Genomic DNA, 11,953 nt, shown 5'->3' on the forward strand with positions numbered 1-11,953 from the left:
CCGGAACAAGGAATGGAGATCCTTTTATCTCAATTGGTAGATACATTGACATTTGTTTCTTTAGAGACCACACTTAATTCATTGTTAGTTCAAATAGATAAATTAGAATATGATCGAGGTAAATATTTTATATTGGACCGATATCAGCATTCGGTGCTAATATTCGATTCATTGGGAGGATTTATAAATAAAATTGGGCAGAAAGGACGTGCTCCGGGAGAATTCGAATTTTTAGAATGTTTTACTTTAGATACTGAAAATCAATATGTCATAACTACAGATAATTTTAAGAATTTGAAATACTTTAGTTATGAAGGAAAATATATAAAGTCAGTTCCTTTAGAATTGTTTTACAAAGATTTGATTGTTACCTCTGGAGGTGATTTAGCTTTTCATACTTCAAAAATGATCAATTATGAGTATAAAAAGAATTTTCTGGGAAAAATAACAGTAAAAAAATCCTGTTTCAATTTGCATATTCAAACCGGATCTGAATTTGTTAAATATTTTTCATACAGTGATAAAATATTCGATAATGGAAAAATGTATCAGGATATTTCCTATCCTTTTTCTAAATACAATCATTTCATCAGATACATTTATCCTTTTAACGATACCATATTTCAGATCATTGATCATAAACCGCACCCTTTATATTATATTGATTTCGGGGATAAAAAAAGTAAAGAGGATTTAATAGCGATGAATGGCGAAGAGGTGGAAGAATTTTATAAAAAAAATAAAGATTGTGCCTATTTCGTGAATAATTTTATTGAAACGGATGAATTTATGAAAATCGATTATTTTTTCGGTAATAAATTATACTCGACAATTATTCGTAAAGGGGTGAAGCATAGTATTATGACCGGAGCGTTGAAGAATGATTTTTTTGGTATCGATCTTTTCTTCCAATCGGTGATAAACAACGAATTTGTTTCGTATTTTTCTCCCTTACTCATAAGGAAGTTGGTTGAAGAGGAACCTAGTAATGAATACATTACTTTTTTTCGTGAGCATGGTTTATTGGATGTCAATGAAGATAATAATCCTATTGTTATGAAATGTAAATTTAAAAAAAATGAGGGTATTGATCAATGAAGAGGATTAGTCTGAAAAAGATGAAGAATTTTATATTTGTTTGATTGACGAAAACTTTAATGTTTCTAATCTTTTTTTCCCGATGCAAAATGACAATAATTTTTCAATTTCATATTTTGATAGTTTAAAAGATATTTTGTAGAATAGGAAAATGGTTTTGTTGACGTTCTTGATTATTATTTCTTGTGAATTGATAAAATATGATTAAAAGTATTTTAAAATTACTATTTATTGTATGCATGTATTCATGTCAAAAGTTTTCGGTTTCTCCTGTGATAACAATCAAAGTTCCTGAAATAGCTAATGATGTATGGATGACGATGAGCGAAATCGTGGACACTGCGATTTATATCCCTTTGGAAACGACGGACGAATGTTTGATTGACGCTTCGATGTTCCGACGCATGGAGTATTATAAAGGAAAATTTTATTGTTTTGTATTTACAGGAGGGTTGTATATTTTTGACCGGAATGGTAGATTCCAAAAATTGATTCCGATAGGCCGTGCACCTGGAGAATTAAATGTTTGTAATTCTCATAAAGCGTTTTTGATTGATAAGAAAAATGATCGGTTGGTATTTCCGGGTTGGTATAAATTTTATTATTACGATTTGGAAGGGAATTACATCGAAAGCCGGAATCTGAAATCGAAGTTGGTTCCTGCTCAGGCTGCCTTGGAGAACGGTGAGTGGTGGTTTTATTTTTTCGGAAGTGCTTCTTTTAATAAAGGCGATGCCAGTCATTACTACCGGTATGATTTTGATGAGGGAATAAAGGAAGGATTTATGCCTGCAAGTCCATTAAACCGCTACGCAGAAGGAGGATTTGGATATGGAGTGGATAGTTTAGTATTGGCTTATTCTCCTTTAGTGAGTGATACCATTTATCAGATTAACAAGGGACATTTCTGTCCTGCTTTTTATGTCGATTTTGGGAAAGATAAATATGTTTTGGGGAATGATTACATACAGCATAATATAAAAAATCTGAGATCGAAGACCGGTATTATTACAGAGGTCGTTGCTGGGGATGATGTTATTTATTTCGTTTTTGTACGTAAAGGTTATAGTCAGGAGGCTTACTTCTATAGAAGAACAGGAGAAGTAATTACGGGAGCGAAGCATAAAGAAGAGGATATATTTGTACCCTTCGGTTCAACATTAACTTATACGGACGGTTACTTCGTTGCTTGGGAAAATGCTTATATTTTTACCCAATGGGCTCCAGATATAGCTGCAAGATTGAATGTGAAAGAATCGGATAATCCGGTCATTGTTCTTTATCGTTTGAAAAAATAAAAATCTCGTAGCATATGAGAATAAACCGAATTATAAAATCGATCATGAAGTATATTTTGAAAATCCTGCTATTTCTTATCATTTGTGATGCATGCAAGCGTTCAGATATCGATGTTTTCGATATTGTCGAGGAAATCACTGACTACGACAGTGTTTATTCTGATAAGAATGACGTTTTTAATAGAATAACTGATATGGCGATTTTGGACAGTGTCTTGATAACTAAGCATATGAATGACACATATCATTTTTCATTTATTGATGTCAATGGGAAGAAGATCATAAAAAGATTAGGAAAAAGAGGACGAGGTCCTGGTGAATATCTTCAAATAGGAACTGGATTTACGGTTTGTGGGTCAAAATTGGTTTTTTTGGATGCTATGCAGAAAGAAATAAATTATGTTTCGATTTCTGATGTGATTGAGAATAAAATTCCTTACCATATAGAGAAAGAAGCTTATCCATATACGGTGGATTTTAGGCCCAGGCATATGGATGTAATCAATCACGTAAAAGTTGCAGTTGGATCGTTTAAAGAAGGGTACTTTGGTTTGCTTGATTCAAGTAATAATATACTCGGTTGTTTTTTCGATTATCCTTTTGCTTATGAAGGAGTGGAAGGAATATATAGAGGGAGTGTATACCAAACAAAAATTAGTTCAAATGATATTCAGAATAAATTTGTTATTTTAACCTTAGCATCCGATGTTTTTGAGATTTATCAAATTGAAGGAAAAGATATCCATCGTATATTTCTTAATCCATATAATCACATCCCTCTTATTCGTGAAAGAGCAGGACGCTATGGAATCAGAATAAATGAAAGTATAGCCGGCCTGATGAAGATGGCTGTTTCTGATGAAATGATTTGTTTTACTTATTCTGCAGAAAGTTATGCGAAAGCTAATAAAGCCGGATTTATTTCAAATGAAATTCTTTGTTTTAATTGGAAAGGTGAGAAAATAAAAAAATATTTATTACCTTTTCCAATAAGCACTTTTTGTGTCGATAAACACTTCATTTATGGAGTCAGGTATATCGACGATGAATCGATAATCTATCGCTTTAAACTGTAATTTATTCTCTCCTGCCGGTGTGCCGGATTAAATGTTTGTATGAAAGACGATGGCTCCTTTCATACAAACATTTAATCCTACATTCATTTTACCATCCGGGATTCTGATCGTGCTGAAGATTAGGATTCCGTTCCAGTTCTACCTGCGGGATAGGCCATAACTCATGCCGTGGCTGGTACTCACGTGTAAACATCAAATCGCCGTAGATATCGGTTGCATTTTTGACTGTCGGGCCATAGATACCCCAACGCCTCAGGTCCCAATAACGGTGGCCCTCAGCCGGCAATTCATATGCCCGCTCGTTACGAATACGTTGCCGCATTTCTTCCTGGCTGTTGACAGCCAGCCAGGGGCTGCCATTGTTCAACGACGGCATCCCCACCCGGTCGCGTACTTTGTTGAGTTCTGTAACGGCTTTGTCTAAACTGTTATCTTCGTTATATGCCTCTGCCAGCATCAACAGTACATCCCCCAGGCGGATCAACGGAAATTCATAAGGTACCCGCGTATATTCTCCCCAATAACCGTCAAGATTACCGGTGGGAATAAATTTACGCCAGAAATAAGAATTCCAGCCTTCGGAATTCCGGATAAAGGCCTGTGCTTCCATCGGTGAACCGCCTTTTTGGGGATTGTGAAGCACAAACTGCTTATCCATCGGCACCGAACCGGCGTCTGTTCCCAGATAATGGGAATAAGGCGTAATGACATTCAGGCACAGGCGGGGATCCCGCTTGCGGTATGCGTCGAGGACTTTAGTTGTGTCACAATTCAATAAGTCGGTAATCTTTGTACTCCCGTCATCTATCGCAACACTCAGGACATCACGCCGGAATTCCGGACTACCGTCGTTGAATCCCGGAAAGATATCGTCCCAGTTAAACGGACTGCCATCGAGGTTCTCGTACATATCCACCAGGTGGGTCGAAGGTACGATACAATTGCTGGCAATGAGGCGCATAGTGGATTTATTGCCCAGAAAACTGCACAATTCCAGCCCGTGCCCTGCCACGTTACCGTCCAGAGACTGGATGGAGAAAATCATCTCTTTGCTGCGTTTGCCGTTGTACAAGCGGAACAGTTCATTGTAATCCGGATGCAGTTCATAGCCGTAATTATTCGTTTTGTTGTAGACGATTTCTTCAAAATCGGCAATGGCCTTGCTCCACTCCCGGTTGTAAAGATATACCTTCCCGCGCAAAGCGTAGGCAGCCCCTTTCGTGGCACGCCCGTAATCGGATGTTTCCCAGGCTACGGGAAGTTTGGAGATGGCATCCGTCAGGTCGTCGAGAATGTGACCGCGGATGGTTTCTGCCGATTCGCGCGGGTTGGACAAGGTGGCGAATTCCTCTTCGATGATACAGCTCTCATCGTAATAAGGTACTCCTCCCCAGCAATTGAGCATTCTGAAATAGGCCATGGCACGCAGGAATTTGGCTTCGCCTATGACACGTGTTTTCACTGTTTCATCGATATCCATGGCGGAGACATTCCGGATGACCGTATTCGAACGGTGTACTACTTCGTAGAGATATTGCCAGGTGTTCTGGACAGAAGCGTCACCGGATGAAAAAGAGGTACCCCGGGCAATTCCGGCATGGGGAGACGTACCGTCCGCAATATCGGATATCATATCGAAAGTAAAGTCGCGTCCGAAAGCCCAGCCGGCTTTCATGGCAGCATACAGAGCGACGGCCGCCTGATTGGCATGTTGCTCCGTCCGCCAGAACGTTTTGTCGTTCAATTGGTCGGCAGGAGTATAATCGAGCGTTTCACACCCTTGGAGTAATAAACCTATACCTAAAAGAGCGGAAAAAATATAGTGTCCTTTCATTAGTGCTGAATTTTAAAATGTGACATTGATTCCTACTGAATATTGCCTCAACTGAGGATAACCTACGCCGGCGGCTATTTCCGGGTCCAGGCCGGGGAAATCCGTTAAGGTAAACAAGTTGTCGATACTGGTATATATTTTGAGATTTTCGACAAAAAATTTCTCCGAAATATGGCTGGGAAGCGTGTATCCTAACTGAATGTTCTTACACCGTAAATAAGAGGCGTTAAACACCAAGGCATCGCTGGCAATGTTGTTTTTACTGTTGGCATTGTTCCGGAGCCGGGGATATTTGGAATTGTAAGGATTTTCAGGTGTCCAGGCATGGTCGGTAATATCTTTATTCAAGGATTGCCCCATGACAGTGACAAACCGGAATGCCTGGTTGTTATAATAGACTTTGTGTTTTCCTACCCCTTGGAGCAACATACTGAAATCGAATCCTTTCCAGGAAATACCGATATTACCGCCGAAAGTAAATGCGGGGGAGTTGCCGTTACCGATCTCGATCCGGTCGTTGGCATCCAGATTCCCGTCATGATTCGCATCTGCATACAGGAAGTCGCCCAATTCCGGTCTTTGATAAGTGGCGAAATAGTCCGGATTTTTATCGACCAGAGACTGTACATAGTCCAGATCGGACTGATCGCGGACAATACGGTCCACAGACATGACATATAACTGATTGATGGGTTTTCCTTCCTGCAATTTATAAACGCCGTTAATAGAAGGGACTTCCCCCTGAAATTTGGTCACTTTATTGCGGACATATCCCATGTGGAAGCCAAGAGAATAGGTCATACTGCCGATATGATCGAACCAGCTGATATCGAAATCGATACCCCGGTTGCGTACCTTGCCGGCATTTTGGTTGGGGACAGCAGAAGTGCCGTGCTCTAACGGTGCCGGCAATGAAATCAGGATATCTGTCGTCAGCCTGTTGAATACATCCACAGAACCACTTAAACGATGGGCAAACAACCCGTAATCCAGACCGATATTGGTCATGTGCGTCGTCTCCCAGGTGAGATTGGGATTGGCGAGGGTGGTCTGTGCCAGTCCACTGGCCACCGCATTGCCCAGTACGTAATTGGCTGAAGCATAGAGGGGCTGATACATATAGAAAGTCGATGTGGCGTTGTTGCCGAGTGTACCGTAAGAAACCCGCAGTTTCAGCATATCCAGCCAACCGGCAGCTTTTTTCAGGAAGGGTTCTTCCGAAATGCTCCAACCGGCGGATACGGAAGGAAACCATCCCCAGCGCTTATCGGGGGCAAAACGGGAGGAACCGTCTGCCCGCAGGTTTACTTCCAGTAGATATTTATCGTCCCACGACAGGTTTATCCGGCCGAAATATGAACGCATGGCCCATTCTGTATAGTTTCCTTCAATCTCACCGTTGGTACTCCCCCCGTTGATACTGGTCAGAGCATCGTCGGCCAGATCGTATTTCCTGAACCGTTCGTCTTCCCGTTTATTGTATTCCTGACTGATACCAACCAGTGCAGAAGCATTCAGTTTGCTGACATTCCATTCATAGCGTGCCGTCACATCCGAAGTCCGGAACGTATTCCGACGATTATACCGGTTGATATAAGTACGGACCGTACCTTCCCGCAGCAGTACAGGTCCATCCAGTGTAAAGCGATATAGATTTTTGTCGCATAATTGATATTCTTCATTCCGTTCCCAGGAGTTATAGGTGAACGAAGCACTCAGGGTCAAACCTTCTACCGGTGACAAACGGGCAAACAGTTTGGGGACAATACGACGGGTTTTTATCGGAAAATCCTCTTTGTAAAACCACATACGCCGGTAAGGATTAAAATTGCTGACGTTCTCTTCCTCCGGATTTTGCACACCTCCGTACAGACCCGTTTCAGGGTCATAGAGCGTCATGCCGGGAACTGTATTCAATGCTCCCGAACCGAATATCACGTCTCCTCCGTTGGTAGCATTTTCGGCATTCGGATTATTGGAATCCATATAACCGAAGATGTTCATTCCGGCAGTGATCCAGGGTTTGATGTCGACTTCGACATTCGAACGCAATTGATAACGCTCATAATCGGTATTATAAACGATACCCGGATTTTTCACATAGCCCAGAGACAGGTTATAACGTACCGTTTTCGTTCCTCCGATAGCCGAAAGATTATGATTCTGTACCACCGACGGATTCCGGTAAATATGATCCTGCCAGTCGGTATTGGGATAAACGGTGGGGTTAGCTCCGTTGTCATTGCGCCAGGCGTCGATGGAGGTCTGGGAGAAACGGGGGGCTTGCCCGTTAGCACTCAGAGCCGCATTCTGAATCTCCATAAAATCGGCATAGTCGGTGACCAGATTCAAACGTTTAGCTACCTTTTCAAACGAGAAATTGCCGCTGTACGTAATTTTGGCACTGCCTTCGTATCCGGTTTTTGTGGTAATCAGGATCACTCCGTTGGCAGCCCGCGAACCGTAGATGGCCGACGAAGCGGCATCTTTCAGTATCGAAATGTTTTTTATATCCTGGGGATTGATATCACTGATAGCACAACCGGCTACGCCATCGATCACCACGAGCGGATCGGCATTGTTCAATGTACCGACACCCCGGATCCGGATCGTAGAAGTCTCGAAACCCGGGGTATTCCCCCCCGAATTGGTTACGGTCAGTCCTGAGGCCAATCCGGCCAGGGCATTCTCGGCATTGGTGACTGGCCGCTCGGCCAAGGCATCGATGTTAACCGAGGAAACAGCTCCGGAGAGATTTGCCTTTTTCTGTGAACCATATCCTACTATAACTACTTCATCCAATTTTGTCCGGTCTTCATACAAGGTAAGGCGCATATTTTCCCGCGCATTGACCTCGAGGGGTTTGTATCCGATAAAGGAGATGCGTAACGGGGAACCGAACCGGATATCCGGTAATTTGAATTCGCCGTTAAGATCGGTCACTTGCCCTGTGCCGCTTTCTTTGATCAGTACATTTACACCGATCAAAGGTTCTCCGGCAGCGTCGGTCACTCGTCCCTTGACTGTAATGATATGCTGTTTTTTCAACTTATCCTTTTGGTCTTCCAACGGTTCCGGAGATTTTTTCCGGTTATCCTTTTCTGCATAAGAAATCGGTTCACCGGCCGGCCGGAATTCTTTTCCGGCCTCCTGAGCATGAAGCGGCAGCCAGAACAAAGTTACCAGAAAGGTCAGGCATCGTATCCGGACTCTATACTTTCTATTCATATTAAATTTTTTCAGATTGTGCATATTTTCCATTTTTTGAATATACTATAGCATCCAATAAAACACATGCCAACCGGATTTTGCAAGATTTTACAACTGATAAACAATTATTTACATTTTAATTACACAAGCGATAGCTGAGTAATAATTCCCCGGTTTGTGGAATATTTCCCCAACGGGTATCTCCGAATTCTATTATAATTTCCGATTTTTTTATATATATGGTGTATTAAAACGGCTTATATCGGAAAAATCTTTAAATTTGTCTTATTTTCTGATTCGTTATGATTATTTGATGAAACAGAATATGGGATCACTATATTAATTTTTAAAAGAATCGGATGGTTTCGGATAATCGGTGGGTTGCCACAACTAAAGGGATCGTGGTGTTTTTGTTGACTGCACTGTTGTTTGTATTTTGGTACGATCGTGATCGTGAGCTGGCAGAAAGCCATGTAACGGCCGTGCGTTTCGGTTTCTATCGGGTGATTTGGATAGAAGTTTTGTGTGGTATTACAGTGGCTTGGTGCGTTCGGAAAAAATTTCGTTTTCGCCTGCCGGATGCGGGGGTATTGTTGTTGGGGGGATATGTCCTGCTGCGTTCGGTTTATGGGGATGGGATGGTCGGTTATCGGACAGAATTATGGATTTTGTTTGTGATCCTTTATTTTTTATTGCGTCTGCTTTCTTCGCTTTTCCGGAATGCCGTCACGGTGATGTTGTGGACGCTCATGGGAGCGGGATTGGTAGAGACGATTTATGGGTTCGGACAATTGTATGGTTGGTTCGCCTCGGGGCATTCGCTTTACCGGCTGACAGGATCTTTTTTTAACCCGGGGCCTTATTCGGGATTTTTAGTGATGGTATTGCCGGTCGTTTTGTTCTATTGTTTATCGGTGTATCCCGGTCGGCAAAAGAGTGTCGGTGAGTGGAGGTACAAGTTGGAGTCCGGCTTTGTCTGGGGGATACTGTTGTTGATTTTGTCTATTTTGCCGGCCGGAATGAGCCGGAGCAGCTGGTTGGCGGCGGTTGCCGGATGCGGGGTGGTAACGGCATTTTATTACCGGATCAGGAAACAGCTGAAAGAGCTGGGACGAAAACTGGGAAAAAAGGCTTGGTGGGTAGCGGGTATCGGTGTGGTGTGTCTGTTGCTGTTGTTCAGTGGACTTTATCTGATGAAAAAAGATTCGGCCGATGGACGCCGTTTAATGTGGAAAATCGCTGGTCGGGCGATAGCCGAAAATCCTTGGGGGGGATGTGGATTGGGTTATTTTGGCGGTGCATTCGGGAAAGCGCAGGCTGCTTATTTTGCCACGGAGGAAGCTACGGAACAAGAAGAGTGGGTGGCCGGCTCGCCGGAATACGGGTTTAATGAATATCTGCAGTTGGGGGTGGAATTGGGGATTGTCGGGAGTATCCTTTTCTTATTGGCTGTCGGGTTGGCAGTCCGGCAATTGCTCTATTCTTCCCGCCCCGAGAAAGGAGCGGTGCTGGGAGGGCTGACAGCCTTTTCGGTGTTCGCCTGTTTTTCTTATCCGTTGAGTGTGATTCCTTTGGTGATTGTATTCGTTCTGTTTATGGCGCTTGCCGGTACGCTGGATGACCGGAAACTGCCTGCGGAGGAACGAAAAAGGACTGTGGGTGCATGGTTTGTCATGGGAGCTTCTCTCTTGATGGCAGGTATTACCTGGCGATTGACGGAGCATAAGGAGGAATGGAAGCAGGCTTATATCCGTTGGGGAGAGGAACAACGTTATTTCAGCATGGATATTTTTGAGGAAACGGTAGATCATTACCGGGATTTATATCCTTTTTTGAAAGACCAGCCGAAATTTCTTTTCGAGTATGGACAGTGTTTGTCGAAAACCGGGCAATATGAGGAAGGGATTCGGATTCTGACAGAAGGTACACGGCTCAGTGCCGATCCGATGTTCTATAATATTATGGGGAAAGACGCCGAAGCCTTGAAGCATTTCGGACAGGCTGAAGCCTGTTTTAAGCAGGCTTCCTATATGGTGCCTCATCGTTTATATCCCCTCTATTTATTGGCGAAAATGTATTTCGAAAGCGGACAATCGGAGAAAGGCCGTGATATGGCCCGGCAGGTGATTCAGAAAGAACCCAAAGTGATGTCGGATGCCGTAAAAGAAATGAAAGCAGAATTGGAAGAAAGACTGAAACCATAGGAAAAAGAGAGAATTTGTTAAAAAGTACCGTTCGGATTGAAAAAGAAGGGGAAAAGTGAAGGGAGATTGTAAAGTTTTAATATATTTACAACTAATTATACTTTCGCAATATTTTAAAGAAAAGATATGAATAAAATCGCTTTTTTTGCATTAATGCTTGCCTTGGGGCTTGTCGGTGGTTGTGGAAATAAGAAGGAGGAGAAAAAAGAAGAAAAAGATTTGGCCCGGATCAGCCAGAAACAGGACAAAATCGAGGTGAAAGCTGCAAAAGCCCGGCTGGCTCCCTTTGAAATGGAATTGGTCAGTAATGGCAAAGTTAATGCCCGTCGGAAAGCGGTTTTGGCTTTTATCACGAATGATGTGGTCAGGAAAGTACATGTGAAAAATGGAGAAAGGGTGAAAGAAGGAGATCCCATCGTGAGCGTGGACGAACTGAAAGCCGGTCAGCAGTTGGAAGCTGCCCGCCTGAGCTGGGAAAAGGCGAAGCTGGAATTGAGGGGACGGCTGATGAATGAGGGGATAAATTCATTGGAAGATACGCTGGACGAGCGTGTAATCTCTAAAACCCGGCTGGAAAATATCAAATTACAGATCGGTTATACCTCTGCGGTTAAAGAATATGAAAAAGCGGTGTACGATTATTCGAACATCACGGTGTATGCTCCTTTTGACGGCGTGATCGCCGATCTGGAGGTGAAGGAATACAATCAGTCCTCTGCCTATAAAGAGGTTTGTTCGGTAATCGACGATGCTACCATGGAGATTGTGTTTAACGTACTGGAAACCGAGATCGCCCATTTGAAGGCAGGGATGGAAGTAGAAATTACGCCTTATGCAAACGATAAAGTTACCCTGAAAGGCACGGTGACTGAAGTGAATCCGAAAATCGATGAAAACGGTATGGTGAAAGTCAGGGCTACAACCGATAATCCCAAAGCAGTGTTGGTGGATGGAATGAATGTCAGTATATTGGCTAAACGGCAAATCGCCGATAAATTGATCGTTCCGAAAACAGCGGTGTTGCCGCGGCAGGGGAGAAAAGTCGTGTTTGTCTACGAAAACGGCCGGGCTATATGGAAATATGTCGAAACAGGATTTGAAAATAGCCGGGAAGTGTGTATCGAATCGGGATTAAAAGAGGGGGAAGAGGCTATTTACGAGAATAATCTGGGGTTGTCGCACGAGTGTGAGGTGACGCTGATAAATAAAAAGGAGTAGTAGTTCCTGAAAACA

At 42.8% G+C, this 11,953-nt stretch carries 7 protein-coding genes; 5 read left to right on the top strand and 2 right to left on the bottom strand.

Going from position 1 to position 11,953, the window contains the following annotated elements; translation table 11 throughout:
* From WS34_RS08395 to WS34_RS08405, 3 genes are all read left to right on the top strand, one after another.
* Positions 1-1,098 (top strand): DUF4934 domain-containing protein (locus WS34_RS08395; RefSeq protein ID WP_286693688.1); only part of this gene is annotated, 1,098 nt, incomplete at its 5' end.
* A 272-nt stretch (positions 1,099-1,370) separates the two neighbouring features.
* Positions 1,371-2,396 carry a DUF4934 domain-containing protein gene (locus WS34_RS08400; protein WP_272043361.1) on the top strand — a complete coding sequence of 342 codons (1,026 nt, stop codon included), beginning with the start codon at positions 1,371-1,373 and terminating at the stop codon, positions 2,394-2,396.
* 44 nt (positions 2,397-2,440) lie between these two features.
* Positions 2,441-3,472: a BF3164 family lipoprotein gene (locus WS34_RS08405; RefSeq protein WP_046404291.1), complete on the top strand. Its 1,032-nt coding sequence runs from the start codon at positions 2,441-2,443 to the stop codon at positions 3,470-3,472.
* 88 nt (positions 3,473-3,560) lie between these two features.
* Here WS34_RS08405 and WS34_RS08410 read toward each other — a convergent pair whose 3' ends face one another.
* A complete protein-coding gene (locus WS34_RS08410) occupies positions 3,561-5,306 on the bottom strand; it encodes a RagB/SusD family nutrient uptake outer membrane protein (RefSeq protein ID WP_046404269.1) in 1,746 nt (581 codons plus the stop codon).
* 12 nt (positions 5,307-5,318) lie between these two features.
* A complete protein-coding gene (locus WS34_RS08415; RefSeq protein ID WP_162609988.1) occupies positions 5,319-8,534 on the bottom strand; it encodes a SusC/RagA family TonB-linked outer membrane protein in 3,216 nt (1,071 codons plus the stop codon).
* 341 nt (positions 8,535-8,875) lie between these two features.
* Between WS34_RS08415 and WS34_RS08420 the strand changes: the two genes are divergently transcribed.
* A complete protein-coding gene (locus WS34_RS08420) occupies positions 8,876-10,720 on the top strand; it encodes an O-antigen ligase family protein (protein ID WP_087381484.1) in 1,845 nt (614 codons plus the stop codon).
* A gap of 126 nt (positions 10,721-10,846) precedes the next feature.
* Positions 10,847-11,938, top strand: coding sequence for an efflux RND transporter periplasmic adaptor subunit (locus WS34_RS08425; protein WP_046404270.1), 1,092 nt, complete (start codon positions 10,847-10,849; stop codon positions 11,936-11,938).
* Positions 11,939-11,953 lie beyond the last annotated feature (15 nt).

Origin of the sequence: Odoribacter sp. N15.MGS-14 (assembly GCF_000980245.1) — a bacterium.
Taxonomy (GTDB): domain Bacteria; phylum Bacteroidota; class Bacteroidia; order Bacteroidales; family Marinifilaceae; genus Odoribacter; species Odoribacter splanchnicus.

What these genes read in the sequence shown, in the direction of transcription:
- WS34_RS08410 (WP_046404269.1), bottom strand. Translation starts at nt 5,306, where the DNA reads ATGAAAGGACACTATATTTTTTCCGCTCTTTTAGGTATAGGTTTATTA.
- WS34_RS08425 (WP_046404270.1), top strand. Translation starts at nt 10,847, where the DNA reads ATGAATAAAATCGCTTTTTTTGCATTAATGCTTGCCTTGGGGCTTGTC.
- WS34_RS08420 (WP_087381484.1), top strand. Translation starts at nt 8,876, where the DNA reads ATGGTTTCGGATAATCGGTGGGTTGCCACAACTAAAGGGATCGTGGTG.
- WS34_RS08405 (WP_046404291.1), top strand. Translation starts at nt 2,441, where the DNA reads ATGAAGTATATTTTGAAAATCCTGCTATTTCTTATCATTTGTGATGCA.
- WS34_RS08415 (WP_162609988.1), bottom strand. Translation starts at nt 8,534, where the DNA reads ATGAATAGAAAGTATAGAGTCCGGATACGATGCCTGACCTTTCTGGTA.